This window comes from Curtobacterium sp. MCPF17_021, assembly GCF_003234605.2.
Classification (GTDB): Bacteria; Actinomycetota; Actinomycetes; order Actinomycetales; family Microbacteriaceae; genus Curtobacterium; species Curtobacterium flaccumfaciens.
The window spans coordinates 3,017,028-3,036,852 of the sequence record NZ_CP126252.1; the positions used below are offsets into that span (position 1 = coordinate 3,017,028).

General features: G+C 72.4%; 19 protein-coding genes. 5 read left to right on the top strand and 14 right to left on the bottom strand.

From position 1 onward, the window contains the following. The first annotated feature begins 39 nt into the window (after positions 1–39). Positions 40–1,110, top strand: a complete 1,071-nt coding sequence (locus DEJ29_RS14155) for a diacylglycerol/lipid kinase family protein (RefSeq protein ID WP_111095839.1) — start codon at positions 40–42, stop codon at positions 1,108–1,110. Between the two features lie 18 nt (positions 1,111–1,128). Here DEJ29_RS14155 and pheA read toward each other — a convergent pair whose 3' ends face one another. From pheA to DEJ29_RS14175, 4 genes are read right to left on the bottom strand one after another with little or no spacing between them, the layout of a single operon-like run. Beyond that, positions 1,129–2,085, bottom strand: coding sequence for a prephenate dehydratase (pheA, locus tag DEJ29_RS14160; RefSeq protein WP_111095840.1), 957 nt, complete (start codon positions 2,083–2,085; stop codon positions 1,129–1,131). Positions 2,086–2,124: 39 nt separating this feature from the next. Further along, on the bottom strand, positions 2,125–2,670 hold the full coding sequence (locus tag DEJ29_RS14165; protein WP_017888293.1) for a MarR family winged helix-turn-helix transcriptional regulator: 546 nt from the start codon (positions 2,668–2,670) through the stop codon (positions 2,125–2,127). A gap of 28 nt (positions 2,671–2,698) precedes the next feature. Beyond that, on the bottom strand, positions 2,699–3,178 hold the full coding sequence (locus DEJ29_RS14170; protein WP_111095841.1) for a hypothetical protein: 480 nt from the start codon (positions 3,176–3,178) through the stop codon (positions 2,699–2,701). Further along, entirely contained in the window at positions 3,175–4,557 is a 1,383-nt protein-coding gene (locus DEJ29_RS14175) for a molybdopterin-dependent oxidoreductase (RefSeq protein WP_111095842.1), read from the bottom strand. Before DEJ29_RS14175 ends, DEJ29_RS14170 begins: the two co-directional genes overlap by 4 nt. 87 nt (positions 4,558–4,644) lie before the next feature. Here DEJ29_RS14175 and DEJ29_RS14180 point away from each other — a divergent pair, with 87 nt between their 5' ends. The 3 genes from DEJ29_RS14180 to DEJ29_RS14190 are packed head-to-tail and all read left to right on the top strand — an operon-like array spanning position 4,645 to position 7,385. After that, entirely contained in the window at positions 4,645–6,084 is a 1,440-nt protein-coding gene (locus DEJ29_RS14180) for a glycosyltransferase 87 family protein (RefSeq protein ID WP_111095843.1), read from the top strand. Between the two features lie 5 nt (positions 6,085–6,089). Continuing rightward, positions 6,090–7,142, top strand: coding sequence for a GTP 3',8-cyclase MoaA (gene moaA, locus DEJ29_RS14185; RefSeq protein ID WP_111095844.1), 1,053 nt, complete (start codon positions 6,090–6,092; stop codon positions 7,140–7,142). Between the two features lie 3 nt (positions 7,143–7,145). After that, entirely contained in the window at positions 7,146–7,385 is a 240-nt protein-coding gene (locus DEJ29_RS14190) for a MoaD/ThiS family protein (protein WP_111095845.1), read from the top strand. 663 nt (positions 7,386–8,048) lie between these two features. Here the strand turns inward: DEJ29_RS14190 and DEJ29_RS14195 are convergent. The 6 genes from DEJ29_RS14195 to DEJ29_RS14220 are packed head-to-tail and all read right to left on the bottom strand — an operon-like array spanning position 8,049 to position 13,334. Continuing rightward, on the bottom strand, positions 8,049–9,149 hold the full coding sequence (locus DEJ29_RS14195; RefSeq protein WP_017888287.1) for a calcium:cation antiporter: 1,101 nt from the start codon (positions 9,147–9,149) through the stop codon (positions 8,049–8,051). A 12-nt stretch (positions 9,150–9,161) separates the two neighbouring features. Next, positions 9,162–10,202 carry an ABC transporter ATP-binding protein gene (locus tag DEJ29_RS14200; RefSeq protein ID WP_258376047.1) on the bottom strand — a complete coding sequence of 347 codons (1,041 nt, stop codon included), beginning with the start codon at positions 10,200–10,202 and terminating at the stop codon, positions 9,162–9,164. After that, positions 10,199–10,999, bottom strand: a complete 801-nt coding sequence (locus tag DEJ29_RS14205) for an ABC transporter permease (protein WP_111096119.1) — start codon at positions 10,997–10,999, stop codon at positions 10,199–10,201. The genes DEJ29_RS14200 and DEJ29_RS14205 overlap by 4 nt, the downstream gene beginning before the upstream one ends. A 3-nt stretch (positions 11,000–11,002) precedes the next feature. Further along, a complete protein-coding gene (gene modA, locus DEJ29_RS14210) occupies positions 11,003–11,806 on the bottom strand; it encodes a molybdate ABC transporter substrate-binding protein (protein ID WP_111096118.1) in 804 nt (267 codons plus the stop codon). Next, on the bottom strand, positions 11,803–12,219 hold the full coding sequence (locus tag DEJ29_RS14215; RefSeq protein ID WP_111047259.1) for a TOBE domain-containing protein: 417 nt from the start codon (positions 12,217–12,219) through the stop codon (positions 11,803–11,805). The genes modA and DEJ29_RS14215 overlap by 4 nt, the downstream gene beginning before the upstream one ends. Before the next feature lie 59 nt (positions 12,220–12,278). Further along, complete coding sequence (locus DEJ29_RS14220; protein ID WP_181422636.1) at positions 12,279–13,334, bottom strand: ThiF family adenylyltransferase; 1,056 nt, start codon at positions 13,332–13,334, stop codon at positions 12,279–12,281. Positions 13,335–13,429: 95 nt separating this feature from the next. On the opposite strand from DEJ29_RS14220, the gene DEJ29_RS14225 reads away from it, so the two are divergent. Continuing rightward, positions 13,430–15,082, top strand: coding sequence for a glycosyltransferase family 39 protein (locus DEJ29_RS14225; RefSeq protein ID WP_111096116.1), 1,653 nt, complete (start codon positions 13,430–13,432; stop codon positions 15,080–15,082). A 42-nt stretch (positions 15,083–15,124) separates the two neighbouring features. On the opposite strand, the gene DEJ29_RS14230 is transcribed toward DEJ29_RS14225, so the two are convergent. The 4 genes from DEJ29_RS14230 to DEJ29_RS14245 all read right to left on the bottom strand — a co-directional run bounded on the left by DEJ29_RS14230 (position 15,125) and on the right by DEJ29_RS14245 (position 19,572). Then, positions 15,125–16,057: a 4-(cytidine 5'-diphospho)-2-C-methyl-D-erythritol kinase gene (locus tag DEJ29_RS14230; RefSeq protein WP_027466065.1), complete on the bottom strand. Its 933-nt coding sequence runs from the start codon at positions 16,055–16,057 to the stop codon at positions 15,125–15,127. A gap of 9 nt (positions 16,058–16,066) precedes the next feature. Next, complete coding sequence (locus tag DEJ29_RS14235; protein ID WP_111096115.1) at positions 16,067–17,386, bottom strand: O-acetylhomoserine aminocarboxypropyltransferase/cysteine synthase family protein; 1,320 nt, start codon at positions 17,384–17,386, stop codon at positions 16,067–16,069. Then, on the bottom strand, positions 17,386–18,426 hold the full coding sequence (locus tag DEJ29_RS14240; RefSeq protein WP_111096114.1) for an LLM class flavin-dependent oxidoreductase: 1,041 nt from the start codon (positions 18,424–18,426) through the stop codon (positions 17,386–17,388). The genes DEJ29_RS14235 and DEJ29_RS14240 overlap by 1 nt, the downstream gene beginning before the upstream one ends. A gap of 147 nt (positions 18,427–18,573) precedes the next feature. Continuing rightward, the gene (locus DEJ29_RS14245; protein ID WP_071406523.1) at positions 18,574–19,572 is read right to left on the bottom strand and encodes an ATP-grasp domain-containing protein; all 999 of its coding nucleotides are present in this window, start codon (positions 19,570–19,572) and stop codon (positions 18,574–18,576) included. Positions 19,573–19,825 lie beyond the last annotated feature (253 nt).

The window sequence follows — 19,825 nt, forward strand, 5'->3', positions numbered from 1 at the left end:
GGGGCAACCGCACGCAGCCTCGATCGGTAGCGTGGACGTATGTCGACCCCTTCGGAGACCGCGCCCGCGGACCAGGACGCCCTCCCCACCGAGCAGCGGACGGCCGCGGTGGTCTACAACCCGGTCAAGGTCCACCTGCCGACCCTCAAGCGCACGGTGCAGGAACACCAGCAGCAGGCTGGCTGGGCCGAGACCCTGTGGTTCGAGACCTCGGAAGAAGACCCGGGCGGCGGCATGGCCCGCGCGGCGATCGAGGCCGGTGCCGACGTCGTCGCGGCGGCCGGCGGTGACGGCACGGTCCGTGCGGTCGCCGAGGTCGTGCACGAGTCCGGTTCGACCCTGGCGCTGCTGCCGAGCGGCACCGGCAACCTGCTCGCGCGCAACATGAAGCTCCCCCTCGACGACCTCGCCGCGAGCGTCCGGACGATCTTCCACGGCGACGACCGCAAGATCGACTTCGGCATGCTCAAGGTCGAGCGCCCCGGGGGCGAGCGCGAACGCTTCGGCTTCCTGGTGATGGCGGGCCTCGGGCTCGACGCCCGGATGCTCGTGAACACCCGCCCCGAGCTGAAGAAGAAGGTCGGCTGGCTCGCCTACGTCGACTCGCTGTTCCGCTCGGTGCGCGACGCCAACGCGTTCGAGTTCCGCTACCAACTCGACGACGACGGCAACCACTCGCTCCGGGCGCACTCGCTCATCGTCGGCAACTGCGGCATGCTGCAGGCCGGCGCGATCCTGCTGCCCGACGCCGAGATCGACGACGGCGTGTTCGACATCGCCGTGATGCGACCCCGCGGGTTCTTCGGCTGGGTGCGGATCGGCGCCCGGGTGTTCTGGGAGAACGGGATCCTGCGGGCCTTCCGTCGTTCGACCCTGGGCAAGACCGCCGTCGGCAAGAAGATCGTGTCGAAATCGCGCGAGGAACGTCCCTTGCGCTACCTGCGCGGGCAGGAGTTCACCGCACGGCTCGAGCGACCCGACGAGTTCGAGATCGACGGCGACCCGGTGGGCGAGGTCATCGCCTTCCGCTCGAGGATCGACCCGATGGGGCTCTCCGTGCGCGTGCCCGACCCGGCGGACGACCGCCACGGCTCGCGCCAGGTGCCCTGAGCCGGGGCGGTTCCGCCGCTACCGCGCCCCGGGCTCGCCCGACACGATCGCGCGCAACCAGTCCCGCGCCTCGACGAATGCGGCGTCCGAGTAGCGCGCCGGAACCTCGGGGCGGGCACCGTCTGCACGCGGGTACGACCCGAGGAACGTCACGCGCGGGCTGAACCGCCGCAGGCCGAGCAGTGCGTCCGCCACCCGCTCGTCGCGCACGTGCCCGTCGAGGTCGATGACGAACCGGTAGCGGCCGAGCTCGTCACCGATCGGCCGTGACGACAGCAGCCCCATGTTGATGCCCCGCGTCGCGAACTGCTCGAGCATGTCGACCAGGGCGCCGGGGTGGTCGGCGGGCAGCTCGACGATGACGCTGGTCTTGTCGGCGCCGGTCGGTTCGGGCAGCGCGAGGGTCTTCGACACGAGCACGAACCGGGTGACCGCCGAGGCGTTGTCGCCGATGGACGACGCGAGCACGACGACGTCGTGGTGGTCGGTGATGCCGGGCGGTGCGACAGCCGCGTCGGCGGTCGGGTTCGCCTCGAGCAGGGCGAGGGCCGCGGCGACGTTCGACGACGCCGGGATGTGGCCGTGCCCGGGCAGGTTCGCCTCGAGCCAGTTGTGGGTCTGCGCGTAGGCGACCGGGTGCGCGTTCACGGTGTGGACGTCGGCCAGCGTCGTGCCGGGTCGGGCGACGAGCACGAAGTCGACGGGGACCAGGTACTCCCCCACGATCCGCACGCCGGGGATCCGGGCCAGGGCGTCCTGCGTGGCGCTGACTCCACCGTCCACGCTGTTCTCGATTGCGATGACCGCCCCGATCGACCGCCCGGACATGACGTCGTCCAGGGCCTCACCGACGTTGTTGACACTCCGCCAGGGCTTGCCGGCGGCGGCCTCGACGAGCTTTAGGGCCGCCTCGGTGAAGGTGCCGGCGGGTCCGAGGTAGGAGTACGTGTCGGACGGCGCGGCGGGGTCGGTCATGCGGCGAGCCTATTGCAGGGACGCGGAGGCCAGGCGGCCTCAGTCGGTCGCCGCACCCGTCAGCCGCTGCTCGCAGATCGCGGTGTCGTCGTCCTCGCGCGGGTAGGTCAGCGCTGCGAACCGCCCCTCGGGGTCGAGCCGCGTCAGGAGCGACGCCGCGATGCCGTCGAGCTGCGCGACCTGCTCGTCGGAGAGCGCGTCGATGACCACCCGGCGGGCGGTGCGGACGTGGTCCGGGGCAGCGTCGACGATCGTGGCGTACCCGGCGTCGGTCAGGCGGACGTCGGTGGCCCGGCGGTCGGAGGTCGACGGGCACCGGGTCACGAGCCCGCGCTTCTCGAGCCGGGACACCACGTGCGACAGCCGCGGCAACGAGGCGTTCGTGGCCGAGGCGAGCGCCGACATCCGCAGGGTCCGGGTGTCGGTCTCGGAGAGCATCGCGATGACCATGTAGTCGAAGTGCGTCAGGTCGGCGTCGCGCTGCAGCTGCTGGTCGAGCGCCGCCGGCAGGAGCTCCATGACCGCGACGAGCTTCATCCACGCGCGCAACTGCTCGCGGGTGAGCCACGGGGTCTCGTCGGTCATGACCTGATCATACCGAAAGGTTGTCCCTTTAACCAGTGGTGCGCACCGCGGACGAACCGGACGAACCCGCCGAACCAGACGGCCCGCCAGCGCGACGCGACCGCACCGCCCCGATGACGAGCACGACCGCCACGACGACGAGCAGCGCCCCCTCGACGAGCAGCAGCCGCGTGCCGTAGTCGAACGGCAGCACGGTCGGGTTCTTCTGCCCGTGGTCCTTGGCAGCGATCTCCGGCAGCACCACCAGGGCGAGCACGCTGCCGAGCACGATCGCCGCCTGCACGACGACGAGCACCCAGGCCCGCAGCGAGCGTCCGGCCCGCCGCAGCAGCAGCCCGGCACCGACCACGAACGGCGACAGGATCGCGTCGTGCAGCACCACCGCCGCGAGCAGCCACACCCCGAGCCCGCCGATGCGGTTCGGCTTGACGGACGTCACGAGCACGTACGCCCCGAAGGCGATGACCAGCACACCGATCACCACGAGCACGATCCGCGCGGCCTTCACCGGAGCACCTCGATCTTCTCGATCCACTTGGTCTGCAGCACACCGGGCCGCCCGGGAGCGATGATCCGTGCCGGGAACCCGTGGTCCAGGTCGAGCGTCGCACCGTTCAGCTCGAGGGCGACGAGCGTCGTCGGATCCTCGGCGTACTCCGGTCCCATGTCCATGATCCGGTAGCCGCCGTGCCGCTCCAGGCTCGTCACGCGCACGTGCGACCCCTGCGGCGCCTGCACGGCGTCGAGCAGATCGCGCATCCGCACGCCCTTCCAGGTCGCCATCTGGCTCCACCCCTCGACGCAGGAGATCGGCAGGTCGACCTGCGCGGTGCCGAGCGCGACGAGTTCCGCCCGGACGAACGTCCGGCTCACGTCGTGGCCGACGACGGTGAGAGTCCAGTCGGCGGCGGTCGCGGTCGCGAGGACGCCGGCTGCCCGCGCGGTCCGGTTGACCGGCAGCCCGTTCGCGCCGATGCCGCGACCGCGGGCGCCGAACACGTTGAACGGTTCCGCGAGCTTCGAGGACTGCCCCGCCGTGAGCGCGACGACACCGACGGTCGCCGCCGTCACGCCGGCGAAGAACCCGCGTCGGGCGATGCGCTGGCGTCGTCCGGTGGCTGCTTCCGGCGTCGGCCGGGAGGCCCGGCTCGCCTCCGGCACGTCGGCCGTCGGCTGGGCGGGACTCGGCTCCTCGGACACCGCGCGGGTCTCCGGGGCCGTGTCCGGTCCGGTGGGACGGGGCTCGGCGCCGCCGGGGGCGGCGTCGACGCCGTCGATCCAGCGGAACACGCGGCCCAGCAGGCCGGGGGCGGTGGACCCGGTGGTCTCGGAGACCGCAGCGCTCGGGGCGGACGCGGGATGAGCCTCCAGACCGGGTGGGAGCAGTTCACTGCCGGACGCGGGGTCCGCGATGAACCGACCGTGCGCGTCGTAGGAGTCGCGCTTCCGCCAGTAGCGGGCGATGACCGGCAGCTTGGCGGCGATGTGGATGGCCAGCGAGCCGATGATCACGTAGGCCAGGGCGTTGTGCACCTGGCGGAACGGGAACGGCCACGGGTACCACTGGTACGTGTTGAGCAGGCCGGTGACGACCTGGATGATCGACGCGGACACGAGCACCGCGATCGACAGCCGCTCGAGCAGGTGCAGCACGCCGCGCACCGGCGGCACCTGCACCAGGGCGGGCATGACGGTGTTGAGCTTGGCGAGCAGCAGCGGGATGATCGCGATGCCGGTCGTGATGTGCAGGCCCTGCGTGAACTGGTACAGCTGCGTCGGACGGGTCGGGAACCGCATCCAGCCGAGCGGTTCCTGGAGCAGGTGGCTGTAGATCCCGGTGCCGAAGCAGATCAGGAACGCGATGCCGAGCAGGCGCCCGAGCACCACGGCCGAGCGGGCGTTGCGGTTGGGGGACGCCAGAGCTGCTCGTCCGTCGTGCAGCAGGCGCTGGAGGCCGGATAGCCTCGACGGACCATGAGCGACCGACTGCGTGCCCTCCGACCGTCCCTGGCCGACGGCACCACCGCCCGGATCGGCACGGTGCTGGCCGTCGTGGGAGTACTCGCCCTGTCGGGCGTCATCGCCGTCGGCGTCACGCATCTGGGGTTCCTCCGATCGGGCCATCGTTCTGCATTCGTTGCGTGGACGCTGATCGCTTGGACCGTCTTCGTGATCGCCGTGCTCGCGGTGCGTTTCGTGCCCGTCCGGTGGATGACCACCATGGTCATCGGCGGAGCGGTGGTGATCGGCATCGCCGCGCTGGTCGGCCCGCCCAACACGAGCACCGACTCCGCTCGGTACGCGTGGGACGGCATCGTCCAGCATGCCGGTGTCTCACCGTACGCGCACACCCCCCAGTCCGCGGCACTGTCCGGTCTCCGACCCGACTGGTTGTTCCCCGACAAGGTCGACGGCACGTGCGATCCGCTGAAGCCCCGGTTCCGCGGGCTCGGCGACGGCGCGGACGGGCACTGCACCGCGATCAACCGGCCCGACGTCACGACGATCTACCCGCCGATGGCGCAGCTGTGGTTCGCCGCGGTGCGGTTCTTCGTGCCGGCGACCGCGCAGTACCTGCCGTTCCAGGTCGCCGGGCTGCTCGTGTCGCTCGGTGTGACCGTCGGGCTCGTCCTGGTGCTCCGCCGGATCGGCCGTCCGACCTGGTGGGCGGCGCTCTGGGCCTGGTCGCCGCTCGTCGCCTCCGAGGCGGTCACCAACTCGCACGTCGACGTCGTCGGCGCCGCCCTCGCCACGGCCGGTGTCGTGCTCGTGGCGTTCGGCCGGCCGATCTGGGGCGGCATCGCGCTCGGGGCTGCGACCGCGACCAAGCTCATCCCGGCGATCGTGTACCCGCCGTTGCTCGGCCGCGGTCGGGCCTGGTGGGCGATCCCCATCGGCATCGCCGTGTTCGGGCTGCTCTACGTGCCCTACGTGCTGACGACCGGGCTCGACGTGCTCGGGTACCTGCCCGGTTACCTGAGCGAGGAGGGCTACGAGGACGGCTCCCGCTTCGCGCTGGTGTCGCTCGTGGTCAAGGGCGACGCGGCGACCCTGGTGGTGGGGCTCCTGGTGCTGCTCGCGGCGTTCGTGGCGTGGCGGTTGTCCGACCCGGCGCGGCCGTGGTCGGGCGAGGTCCTGATGATCGGCGTGACGTTCCTCGCCGTGACACCGCGCTACCCCTGGTACGCGCTGCTGCTCATCCCGTTCGTGGTGCTGTCCGGGCGGTGGGAGTGGTTGTCGATCGGCCTCGCCATCGCGCTGCGCGGGGTGTGGCCGTCCGCCGACGCCTACCGGTGGTGGTTGCTCGCGGCCGTGGCGGTCATCGTGGTCGTCACACTGCTGCGCACGGAGCGGTCGGAGTGGCGACGGTGGTGGGAGCGGCTGACGTTCCGGCGCGTGGAACACGTACGCTGACGACCATGGCACCCGCGACCCTGCTCGGCACGACCGGCTCCGTGGACCCGGCTCCCGCCGGGCTCGTCGACCGCTTCGGGCGTCGCGCCGTCGACCTGCGGGTGTCGCTGACCGAGCGCTGCAACCTCCGCTGCACGTACTGCATGCCCGCGGCCGGGCTGCCGTTCGCCCCCGACGAGGCCCTGATGACGGCGACCGAGATCGAGCGGCTGGTCCGGATCGGCTCGTCGCGGTTCGGCGTCCGCAAGGTCCGGTTCACCGGCGGGGAGCCGATGCTCCGGCACGACCTGGTCGACGTGATCGCCCGGTGTGCCGCGCTGCCCGACGCCCCGGAGCTGTCGCTCACCACGAACGCGATCGGCCTCGCCCACCGCGCCCAGGGCCTGTACGACGCCGGGCTGCGGCGCGTGAACGTCTCGCTCGACACCGTCGACCCCGACGTCTTCACCACCGTGACCCGCAGGCCGTTCCTCGACAAGGTGATCGCCGGGCTGTCGGCCGCGCACGACGCCGGACTCGACATCAAGGTGAACGCGGTGCTGCTGCGCGGCATCAACGACGAGGCCGCCCCGGAACTCCTCCGCTGGTGCCTGGAGCGTGGCTACGAGCTGCGGTTCATCGAGCAGATGCCCCTCGACCCCGACCACGCCTGGGACCGCACCGAGATGATCACCGCCGCCGAGACCCGCGCGCTGCTGGCGACGTCGTTCGTGCTCACGCCGGACGACGCCCCGCGCGACGGCGCCCCGGCCGAGCGGTACCGCGTGCACGACGTCGTCACCGGCGAGCCCCTCGGCACCGTCGGGATCATCGCGAGCATCACCGAGTCGTTCTGCGCCGACTGCACCCGCACGCGGCTGACCGCCGACGGGCACGTGCGCAGCTGCCTGTTCTCCGACGAGGAGACCGACGTGCTCGGGCCGATGCGCTCCGGGGCGGACGACGACGAGGTCGCCGAGCTCTGGCGGCTCGCGATGTGGGCGAAGCCGCGCGACCACGGTGACGACAGCGACGAGCTCGTGCACCCGACGCGCGGCATGAGTGCGATCGGCGGCTGAGGCATGACCACGATCCGGTTCTTCGCCGCTGCCCGCGCTGCCGTGGGTGTCGACTCGCTGACCGCGTCGGGGCCCACCATCGAGGCCGCCCTCGGCGCGATCGACGTCGTGGACCCTGCGCGATGGAGTGCGCTGCAGGAGCGCTGCTCGTACCTGGTCGACGGTGTGACCACGCGCGACCGGGCGACCTCGCTCGACGGGGTCGAGGTCGTCGACGTCATGCCGCCCTTCGCCGGGGGCTGAGTTCGGCGGCTGAGTTCGGCGGCTGAGTTCGGCGGCTGAGCTCGTCGGCTGAGCGGTACGCCCGTTCCTTCCCAGAACGCCCGCGATACCTGCCGTTTTCGGGCATACCTGGTCGGAACTTCCGACCAGGTACGCCCGATCCGACCAGGTACGCCCGGAACGACCAGGTACGCCCGACTCGACCCCGCGCCCGCGCCCGCGCACCCCGTGCCCGTTCCTTCCCAGAACACCCGCGATACCTGGTGCATCCGGGCACACCTGGTGCGAACATCCGACCAGGTTCGCCCGACTCGACCAGGTACACCCGGAACGGCCCAGTACGCCCGACTCGACCCCGCGCCCGCGCACCCCGCGCCCGTTCCTTCCCAGAACGTCCGCGATACCTGGTGCTTTCGGGCATACCTGGTGCGAACTTCCGACCAGGTTCGCCCGACTCGACCAGGTACACCCGGAACGACCCGGTACGCCCGACTCGACCCCGTGCCCGCGCACCCCGCGCCCGTTCCTTCCCAGAACGTCCGCGATAGCTGGTGCTTTCGGGCATACCTGGTGCGAACTTCCGACCAGGTACGCCCGATTCGACCAGGTACGCCCGGAACGACCCGGGGCAGCCAGCCCCGCGCCCCGCCCGCGCCGAACCAGCCCAGCCGCCCCCGCCCCGCCCTACGGCGAGACGGACAGCACGATGAACGCGGCGAAGATCACCAGGTGCACCCCACCCTGCAGCCGCGTGGCACGACCGGGCAGCACGGTGAGCACCGCCGCGACGATCGTCAGCGCGAGCAACACGATCTGCGACGGCCCGAGCCCGAGCAGCAGCGTCCCCGGCATGAACAGCGACGCGACCGCGATCGACGGGATCGTCAGACCGATCGACGCCATCGCGGACCCCATCGCCAGGTTCAGGCTCGTCTGGATCCGGTTCCGTGCGGCGGCCTTCGACGCCGCGATGCCCTCCGGCAGCAGGATGAGCAGCGCGATCACGACACCGACGAAGGACGGCGGGAACCCGACGGCGGCGACCCCGGCCTCGATCGCGGGCGACTCCACCTTGGCGAGCCCGACCACGGCGACGAGCGCGACGACGAGCAGCCCGAGCGACACCATCGTGGTGCGACCGGACGGGCGTGCGGCGTGGGCGTCCTCGGACTCGACGAGCACCCCGCCGGCACGGTTGACCGGCAGGAAGAAGTCGCGGTGCGCCACGGTCTGCGTGACGACGAACAGCCCGTAGAGCACCAGTGACGCGATCGCGACGAACACGAGCTGCGTCCCCGTGAAGGACGCGTCGTCGGTGCCGGTGGTGAACGTCGGCAGCACCAGGGTCAGCACGGCGAGCGCGGCCACCGTCATGGTCGCGGCGCTCGCGCCCTCCTGGTTGAAGCGCACGGTGTTGTGCCGCAGGGTCCCGATCAGGATCGCGAGGCCGACCAGCCCGTTCATCGTGATCATCACCGCCGAGAACACCGTGTCGCGCGCCAGGGTCTCGGCCTGCGCACCGCCCGAGCTCGACAGCGAGATGATGAGCGCGACCTCGATGATCGTCACGGCGACGGCCAGCACGAGCGAGCCGAAGGGTTCCCCCACCCGGTGCGCGACGACCTCGGCGTGGTGGACGGCTGCGAGCACCGTGACCGCGAGCACGACGGCGACGACGACCACCACGGCGGTGCCGAGTCCGTAGCGGCCGTACGAGAACGCGAGCACGACGGCCGCCAGGATCGGCGTGGCCACGGGCCACACCTTGGGGAACCAGGAGGTCATCGGACCATTGTCTCAACCGCGGGGCGCGTAGACCGCCACCTCGGCTGCGGGGACGTCGATGCGCACCGCGTCGCCGGGGGCGATCCCGAGCGCGGTCAGCCGGGCGAGGGTCAGGTCCGCCACCAGGTCACCGGCCCGCACCCGCACCAGTCCGTCGCGCGGTTCGAGCGACGAGACGGTGCGCGCGGCTCCGGCACCGTCCCGCGTCAGCACGGCGGCCGTCGGGTGGAAGGCGGCCAGGGCGGGCCGGCCGGGAGGCACGGCGTGCGCCCCCGACGCCAGCTCACCCCCGCCGTCGATCGCGATCCCACCCCCGGTGGCGGTCCCGCGCACCAGCGCGAGTCCGGAGAACGTCGCGGCGAACGCACTCGTCGGACGACCGAGGACGGCCGCGGGGGTGCCCTGCTCGACCACCCGTCCACCCTCGAGCACGACGACGCGGTCGGCCAGGGCGACGACCTCGACCGGGTCGTGCGTGACGAGCACTGCGGGCCGGCCGGCGACCGCGGTCCGGAGTGCCGCGCGGACCTCGTCCTGCGCGCCGACGTCGAGTGCCGAGGTCGGTTCGTCGAGCAGCAGCACCGCCGGGTCGGTGGCGAGCGCGCGGGCGATCGCGACGCGCTGCGCCTGTCCACCGGAGAGCGTGCGTGGGTCGCGCGTGGCCAGGTCGGCGACCCCGACGGCGTCGAGCGCGTCGTGGGCGAGCTGCCGGGCCGCGGCGCGACCGGCTCCGGCCGCACGGGGCCCGAAGGCGACGTTCCCGACGACGTCGAGGAACGGGAACAGGTCGGGCCGCTGCGCGACGAGTCCGATCCGGCGACGGTGTGCGGGCAGGGTGTGCCGCGAGCTCGAGACCTGCACCGCGTCGAGTTCGATCCGCCCGGCGTCGATCGGCAGCAGCCCGGCCAGGGCCTCGAGCACCGTCGACTTGCCCGCACCGTTCGGCCCGATGACGGCCAGGCACTCGCCCACGCGCACCTCGATCGCGACGTCGACGTCCCGCGACCCGACGATGACGTGCGCCCGGACGCCCACCGCACCCTCGGCCGTCACGCCAGGGCTCCGCGGGTGCGGAACGACGAGGCGCCGATGACGACGACGGCCACCACGACGAGAACGACCGCCAGGGCCACCGCAGTGTCCGGGTCGACCTCGCGCTGCAGGTAGACCTCGAGCGGCAGGGTCCGGGTGACCCCCTGCAGGCTGCCGGCGAAGGTCAGGGTCGCCCCGAACTCGCCGAGCGCCCGGGCGAAGCAGAGGACGAGCCCGGACACGATCCCCGGCAGGACCCGCGGCGTCGTGACGGTCAGGAACGTCCGGGTGGGTCCGGCGCCCAGGGTCGCGGCGACTCGTTCGTAGCGGTCGCCCTCGACACGGAGCGCCCCCTCGACCGAGGACACCAGGAACGGCATCGCGACGAAGGTCTGCGCGATGACCACCGCCGTCGTGGTGAACGCGATGTGCAGGCCGTGGTCGTCGAGGAACGCCCCGACCACCCCGACCCGACCGAAGGCCGCGAGCAGGGCGAGGCCACCGACCACCGGCGGCAGCACGAGCGGCAGGAGCACGACGGCACGTGCGACGCCGACCCAGCGCGACCGTGACCGCGCGAACAGCACGGCGAGCGGGTAGCCGAGGACGAACGCGACGCCGGTGGCCGCGAGCGCCGTACCGAGGCTGAGCCCGAGTGCGGTCAGTGACGCGGTGGAGGTCACGAGCCCGACGAACGACGACCAGTCCACCCGGCCGAGCATCGCGAGCACCGGCACGACGACGAACAGCCCGCCGAGCACCGCGGGCAGCGGGAGCCACCACGCGACCGGCGGCCGTCCGTCAGCGCGCGGAGCCACGGGTCAGGGCTTCCCGAAGCCCGCGGAGGCGAGCACACGCTGCCCGGCGGCGGAGCGGACGTACTCCGAGAACGCCTGTGCGAGCGCCGGGTCCTCGGATTCCCGGAGCACGCCGATCGGGTACGTGTTGACAGCCTTGCCCGACTCGTCGAACGGGACGCCGTCGACCTTGCCGCCGGCCCCACGGACGTCCGTCACGTAGACGAGTCCGGCATCAGCCTGACCGGACTCGACCTTGCCGAGCACGTCGGTCACGGACTGCTCCTCACTGACCGGCTCGAGATCGACGCCCGATGCGGACTCGACCTCCGCCGTCGCGGCACCGCACGGCACCGGGGCGGCGCACGTGACGAGCTGGACGCCCGGAGCCGTCAGGTCGTCGAGGTCCGTGATGCCCTTCGGGTTGCCCGGTGCGACGGCGATCTCGAGGACGTTCGTCGCGAAGTCCCGCGGCGAACCGCTCGCCAGGTCGGTCGACGGCAGCTTCGCCATGTTCGCTTCGTCGGCGGACGCGAACACGTCGGCGGGGGCACCGTTCTGGATCTGGGTGACGAGGTCGCTCGAGCCGGCGAACGAGAACCGGATCGAGGCACCGGGGTTCGCGGTCTCGAACTGCTTGCCGAGCGTGGTGAACGTCTTCTGGAGGGACGCCGCCGCGAACACGGTGATCGAACCGGTCGGCCCCTCGGTGTCGGAGCCCGCCGGGGCCGATGCCCCCGACCCCGCGTCCGGAGTCGTGCACGCAGCGAGCCCGAGCGCGACGGTGGCGGCGAGGGCCAGCGCCGCGAACGGCCGGAGGCGGCTCATCGTTCGTCCTCGTGCCGGGCAGGGGCCTCGACCGCGACCATCGTGGCCTTCACGGACGCCACCGCGACGGACCCGACCTCGAGCCCGAGGTCGCGGACGGCCTCAGCACTCATCAGGGACACCACGCGGTGCGGGCCGCACTGCAGCTCGACCTGCGCCATCACGGTGTCGACGACCAGGTCGGTGACGATCCCGACGAAGCGGTTGCGCGCCGAGCTCTTCACCGCGGACGCCGGGTCGGTCAGCTCGGAGCTGCGTTCCCGCGCGTACGCGGCGACCTCGCGACCGTCGACCACGGCTCGCCCCGCGTCGTCCGTGGCACGGGTGAAGGTGCCGCCGTCGACGAGCCGACGAACGGTGTCGTCACTGATCCCGAGGAAGGCCGCAGCATCCCGTACCCGCAGTTGCGCCATGATCTACCGATCCTATCCGCGGATGCGGCGGTAGTGGCAGTGGAGGGGGCCGGGCTGGGTCAGGACCGGTGCTCGATCGCCACGGGCAGCCCCTCGCGACGCCAGGCCTCGAAGCCGCCGTCGAGGACCGTCACGCGCCTCCCGGCCGGCTGCCGCGCCGCCCACGCGTCCGCACGGGGGCCGCGCGCGCAGTAGACGACGACCTCGTCCGCACCGGTGTCGTCGGTGACGGCACCGGCGACCACGCCGGCCGCGCGTTCCTCGTCGGTCCGGACGTCGACGACGACCAGCGGGTCCGACGGGTCCGCCACCCTGGCGGCCAGGGCGGACGGCGCGATGCGCGGCGTCGCGGAGGCACCAGCAGGTGCCGGTCGACGCGAGGCGGGTCCGCGACGGACGGGGCTCTCCGTCCAGCGCCACCGGCGGGCGTCGACGGTCAGCACGCGTCCGAGCAGCGGGTCGCCGCTGCCGGTGACCAACGCGAAGACCTGTCCTGCCATCACCGCACCGACCGCACCGCACAGGGCGGGGACCACGCCGTCCAGGGCGCACGAGCCCTCGTCAGGCAGCGCGTCGGGGTGCAGGTCGTGGAAGTCGACGCCGTCCGGCCCGGCGTCGCGGAAGACGCTGACCTGCCCGTCGTGGCCGAGCACGGTGCCCCACACGAACGGCACGCCGACAGCGGCGCAGGCGTCCGAGACGGCCCGGGTGACCACGACCGAGTCGGCGGCGTCGACCACGACGTCGTGTCCGGCGACCAGGTCCGGCGTGAACGACCCGACCACGGCGACCGCGTCGAGTTCCGGGTCGACGGCGACGGCCCGGGCGACCGCGACCTGCGCCTTCGGCGAGCCGACGTCCGCGGCGGTGAAGAGCGTCTGCCTGGCCAGGTTCGAAGCGTCGACCACGTCGGGGTCGACCACCGTGAGCCGACCGATCCCGGCGAGGTACGCGACCACCGGCGCCCCGAGCCCGCCTGCCCCGACGACGAGGATGCGCGATGTGGCCAGGCGTCGCAGCCCGGTGACCCCGACGTCGGCGAGCGCGGCGGTCCGCGAACCGAGCTGCGTCCGCCCCGGGGAGAGCGCGGCGGCGGGGGCGACGAGGGGTTCCATCCCGTCATTCTGGCCCCTCGCACCGAACTCCTGCATGTGAGAGTTCAGCGCCCGGACGCGGCGGATCCCCAGAGCAGATCGGTACGGTCGCGGGCGTGAGTTCCCCGCGCACCGGTACCGTCCCGGTCCGACGCACGACGTCGGACGCGTCGGTGCGCGCGCGCTCGCTGGGGCTCGTCGTGGCGGCTGTCCGGGCCCTCGCACGGACCCCCGAGATCACCGTCGGCGCGCTCGGCGTCGTCGTCGCAGCGGCCTTCAGCTGGGTGCCGTCGGTCTGGTACGACGAGGCCGCGACCATCGCGAGCGCACAGCGGAGCTGGCCGGCGCTCTGGGCCGAACTGCAGAACGTCGACGCCGTCCACGGCCTGTACTACGCCGTGATGCACGTCTGGTTCACGCTCGTCGGGTACTCGCCGTTCACGCTGCGGTTCCCGAGCGCGCTGGCCATCGGGGTCTCCGCCGGCCTCGTCGTCGCCCTCGGCCGTCGTCTCGGCGGGATGCGGCTCGGCGTCGTCTCCGGGATCGTGTTCCTGGTCCTGCCCCGCGTCGCCTGGGCCGGCACCGAGGGGCGCCCGTACGCCACCGTCACGACCTTCGCCGTCGCGCTGACCCTCGTGGGGATCACCGCGGTCCGGCGCACCCGGACCGGGCACCACGCGACCCGGTGGTGGGTCGTCTACGGCCTGCTCGCCGTGGTGGCCGTGCTGTTCAACGTCTACCTGGCCCTGGCCGTCGTCGCGCACGGGGTCGTGCTCCTCTGGACGGCCGTCGCCGACCGTGCCGCACGGCGCGACGCCGTGCTCTCGCAGCGCAGCGGTCCGGTGGTCGCGCCGATGGTCGACCGCGCCGCGTTCGTGCGCTGGGGCGTCGCCGCCGTCGGGGCAGCGCTCGTGGTGTCGCCGTTCATCGTCCTCGCCGCAGGACAGGCCAAGCAGGTCGGCTGGATCACCGGCGTCGGGTGGGCCACCGTGCGCCAGGTGGTCGCGACCGCCTGGTTCGGTGCCGTCTGGCCGTACGCGGTGCTCGGGTGGGCGCTGATGATCGTCGGCGTCGTGCTCGCCGTCCGGGCCACCCGACGCCCCTCCCCCGCCGCCCGTGACCTGCTGCGGATGCAGGCCGTGCGCGTCGCCGTCCCCCTGACGATCCTGCCCACCGCACTGCTCGTCGGCGCGACCGCGGCCGGGGAGCACCTGTACTCCCCGAAGTACGCCAGCCTGAGCCTGCCGTTCGTCGCGCTGCTCATCGGCCTGGCGATCACGGCGATCCGACCCCGGCGGTGGCTGGCGCTCGCGGTCATCGGGATGCTGCTCGTGTCGGCACCGACGAGCACGATCGTCCGGCTGCCCCACGCGAAGCAGGACTCGCACTGGGCGAACGCGGCGGCCATCATCGAGCGCGAGCGGGACCGGCGCACCGACCAGAACGAGGGCGTCGTCTTCGGCAGCGTCTGGGAGCACCCGGGCACCACCGCGCAGGTCATCGCCGACTCCTACCCCGAGGCCTTCACCGGGATGCGCGACCTCGCCGTCGCCGAGACCGGTGCCGAACGCGGGCAGCTCTGGAACGTCAACGGGGACATCGCGACGACGGTGCCCCAGCGGATCTCCGGCATCGACACCGTGTGGTTCGTCGGCGGCAAGTCACGGAACATCCGGCCGCAGGTCACCGACACGCTCGTGGCCGAGGGGTTCCACGTCGTGCGCTACTGGCACACCGGCACGGTCATCCTCTGGAAGTACAGCCGCTGACGGTGGCGGTCCAACCGCCGACGGCTGTGCCGGGGCGTCGGGTCAGTGCACCACGCGTGCGCCGTGCACCGGGCCGGTGGCGCGGAGTGCGACGAGGCCGGCGGCGCTGAGCTCGACCTGCAGCTCGAGCGCGGCGTCACGGTCACCGACCAGGAACGCCACGGTCGGTCCGCTGCCGGACACCAGGCCGGCCAGGGCACCGGACTTCTCACCGAGCTCCAGGGTCGCCGCGAGCCGGGGCTGCAGCCGCATGGCCGGTGCCTGCAGGTCGTTGTGCACGCAGTCCGCGAGCAGGTCGGGGTCGCCGGCGCGCAGGGCCTGCAGCACGTTCGCCTCGACCACCGGGTGCGACGGCGCCGGGGAGATGTCGGCGCGGTACCGCTCCCGGTGCTCGTCGAGCGCACGGTAGACGGCAGGGGTGCTCAGCCCGTCGTCGCTCAGGGCGAGGACCCAGTGGAACTCGCCCTTGGCCAGCGCCGGGCTCAGCTCGTCGCCGCGGCCGGTACCAACGGCGGTGCCCCCGGCGAAGGCGAACGGCACGTCGGCGCCGAGCTGAGCGGCGAGCCGGAGCAGCTCTTCGCGACCGAGCGCGGTGCCCCAGAGCGTGTCGACGGCGAGCAGGGTCGCCGCGGCGTCCGCGGAGCCACCGCCCATGCCGCCGGCGACGGGCACCTGCTTGTCGATGGTCAGCCGCACGCCGCCGCGGTGTCCGGCCGCGTCGGCCACGAGCCGGGCCGCACGGATGGCGAGGTTCGACTCGTCGACCGGCACGGTGCTCGTGTCGATCGGGCCGGTGAAGGTGACCGAGAAGTCGTCGGCGGCCTCGGCGGTGACGTCCTCGTACAGGGACACCGCCTGGTACGCCGTGGCGACGTCGTGGTAGCCGTCGTCCTGCAGCGCCCCGACGGACAGGAACACGTTGATCTTGCCGGGGGCGCGCGTCCGCACGCGGGTCGGTGCGGCCAACGTGGTCATGCCCCCAACCTATCCCGCTGCGGCTGCCGTGAACCCCCGCGCCAGGTCCGCGGTGATGTCGTCGATGTGCTCGAGGCCGATCGACAGGCGGATGAGTCCGTCCCCCACCCCGGCGGCCGCCCGCTCGGCGGAGGTCATCTGCACGTGGGTGGTCGATGCCGGGTGCACGACGAGCGAGCGGACGTCCCCGAGGTTCGAGACGTGGTCGAACAGCTCGAGCGCCGCCACGAACCGTCGGCCCGCGGCGACCCCACCGGCCAGGTCGAACGACAGCACGGCCGACGGTCCCTTCGGCACGTAGCGCTGCTGCAGGTGGTGCCACGGCGAGTCCGGCAGGCCGGCGTAGTGCACGTGCTCGACCTGCTCGTGTGCGTCGAGCCAGCTCGCCACGGTGGCGGCGTTCGACACGTGCCGGTCCATGCGGAGCGACAGCGTCTGGATGCCCTGCAGCACCAGGAACGCGTTGAACGGTGCGATCGCGGGCCCGAGGTCGGCGGACAGCTTCGAGCGGGTGCGCTGGATGAACGCCCGCCGCCCGAACTTCTCGGCGAAGTTCGTGTTCGCGAACCCGGACTGCTCGGTCGAGGCCAGCTGCGGGTAGGCGTCGGCGTGCGCGGTCCAGTCGAAGTTCCCGCTGTCGACGATGAGCCCCGCGATGGCACTGCCGTGTCCGGCCAGGTACTTCGTCGCCGAGTGCACGACGATGTCGGCGCCGTGCTCGATCGGGCGCACCAGGTACGGCGTCGCGATGGTGTTGTCGACGATGAGCGGCACACCGGCCTCGTGTGCGACCCCGGCCACCCCGGCGAAGTCCAGGACGTCCCCGCGGGGGTTCGGGATGGACTCGCCGAAGAACGCCTTCGTCTCCGGGCGCACCGCCGCCGCCCACTCGGACAGGTCGGTCGGGTCCTGCACGAACGTGAAGGTGATGCCGAGGTCCCGCAGGGTCGACGCGAACAGCGTGTAGGTCGCGCCGTACAGCGAGGCGCTCGACACCACGTGGTCACCGGCGCGTGCGACACCGAGCACCGCCAGCGACGTCGCCGCCTGCCCGGACGCCAGCGCCAGCGCACCGATCCCGCCCTCGAGGTCGGCGATCCGGCGCTCGAGTGCTGCCGCCGACGGGTTGTTCACCCGCGTGTAGGTGTGGCCGGGGGCGTCGAGCATGAAGCGCGCGGCGGCGTCCTCGCCTGACGGGTAGACGTACGCGGCGCTCTGCGCGATCGGCGGCACGTTCGCGCCCCAGCCCGGGTCGGCCTTGAAGCCGGCGCGGATCTGGCGGGTCTCGAACGCCCAGCCGTCCTCCGCGTTGGTCGGCGCGGCCCCCATCAGGACTGCGCCCCGACCGACTGCCGGACGAGCGGGATGACCTGCTCGCCGAACCGGTCCATCTCCTCGAGCTGCGGCGAGAACTGCAGCAGGAGCGTGTCGACACCGGCGTCCTCGAACTCCTTGATGCGGTCGGCAACCTGCGACGGCGTGCCCACGAACCCGGGGCGCAGGCCGCGGTTCGACACCGAGTAGTCCTCGAGCGAGGGCACGTGCTCGAGCTGCGACTTCGAGATGAAGTCCTGGTACGACTCGTACGCGCGGCCGTGCTGGACGTCGGTGATCCGGGCGAGCTCGGCCTGCGCCTCGTCCTCGGTCTCGCGGACGATGACGTACGCGGCCATGCCGAACGCCTCGAACGGCGGCAGCCCGGCGTCGACGCGGCGCTGCTTCATCTCGGAGATCTTCGCGCGGAGCTCCTCGACCGTGCCGCCGTGCGTGACGTACGCGTCGGCGTACCCGGTGATCGCCGCCTTGCCGGCCTCGCTCTCCCCACCGGCGTAGATGCGCGGCGTCACGCGGGGCTTCGGCTCGAGGTGCGCGTTCTCGATGTCGTAGTACTCGCCCGAGAACGAGTACGGGGTCTCCCGCCACAGGCCCTTCATGACCTCGACGAACTCCGCGGTGCGCTTGTACCGGTCGTCGTGCTCCGAGAAGATCCCGCCGTACTGCTTCGCCTCTTCCGCCCACCAGGCGCTCACGACGTTGAAGGTGAACCGGCCGCACGAGATGTCGTCGATCGTCGCCGCCTGCTTCGCCGTCACCGCGGGCAGGTGGTACCCGGGACGCATCGCCGCCATGATCTCCAGGCGCTCGGTCGTCGCCGCGATGGCCGCCGCGAGCGACCAGGCCTCGAGCGAGGGCGCCGCCGTGCCCTTGATGTCGTTGAGGTTGAGCTCCGGCACGAGTGTCAGGTCGAAGCCGATCCGCTCGGCGCGCTGCGCCAGGCGCTTCACGTAGTCGAAGGTGACCGGCATGTTCTCGTTGTCGACGTTGCGCAGCCAGCCGCCGAAGAGCGGGGTCCAGTATCCGAATCGCACGTTGGTTCCTTGGGGGTGTGGGAAAGGCGGACTGGCGGGAGCCGCTGGTTGACGACGCGAAGCGTTGTGCGGGTCGCGCTGCCGGAGCCAGCGGAGGCAGTCGTGGCGGGCCCGCCACGGGCCTCCAGTCCGGTGGTTCTTGCGTTCTCAGGCCGTGAGCTGCGCCGCGTACTCCGCTGCCAGCAGGCCACCGAGGTACTTCGCGATGGAGCGCGGGCCGGAGGCCGGCGCGGACTCCTCGACCGCGGGGTTGTAGTTCGTGTTCGTGTTGATGTCGTAGACGACGGTGCGGCCGTCCGTCGTCTCCATGAACTCGACGCCCGCGATGGTGATGCGCTGGTCGGCGAGGAACGTGCGGAGCTGCTGGACCAGCGGGTGCTCGGCGGTGATCTCGGTCCGGACGGCGAACGCCGGGGGCGCGCCGACGGTCTCGGTGCCGGGCACGTCGCAGACGGCACCCGCGATGACCTGCGGCACCTCGCACGCGTCGGCGGGGCAGAGCTCGAAGCTGCCGGCGCTGGTGTCGACGCGGACCGCGTACACGAACTCGCCGCCGACGAACTCGACGCGGGTGATGAAGGGCTCGCGGGCCGTCAGGTACTCCTGCAGCAGGGTGATGCCGTCGACCGGGGCCTCGAACTCGGGGCTGTCGACGTAGGCGTCGAACTCGGCGAGCGAGTCGAACCGCCGCACGCCCAGGCCCTTGCCGCCCTGGTTGTGCTTCGTGATGAAGGGGACGTCCTGCCCGTCGGTGAAGGTGCGGGCGGCGTCCTTGAGCGTCGTCGTGCCGAACACGGCGGTGGTGCGTGGCACGTCGAACCCGGCCTGCTGCAGGAGCCCGTGCTGGGCGACCTTCGACACCTCGAGCTCGAGCACGTGGCTGCCGCCGACGACCTGGCGGCCGGCACGCTCGAGCCAGCCGAGGATCGCCCGGGTGTACTCCTTGCTGTGCTCGTGGCCGCGGGTGTGGGAGCTCGCGGACATGCGGCTCCAGTAGACGCCGGGGGCCGGCTCGGCCGCGAGGTCGATCTGCCCCTCGGTCAGGAGGATCTCCTCGACCGGGACGCCCTCGGCCTCGAAGGCGGCGGCGAGCGGGGGGAACCACTCGGGGTTCTCGTGGATGACGTACACGCGCGGAGTGCTCACGCCCCCACCCTAGGCACGGTATACCGCACGCGCCCAAGTGTGTGACGTGGCGTTGCTTCTCGGGGGCGGGGGCGGGGCGCGGGGCGCGGGGCGCGGGGCGGGGGGCGGGGGCGGGCGGGTCGCACGGTGCACGCTTGTCCGGTCGGTGCGAGGTTGGTCGCTCGGCGGCGGACTGTAGGGCGGCACCAAGCGGTCATTGATGCACGGGCTGACCAACCTCGCACCGTGCGGGGGCGACCAACCTCGCACGAGC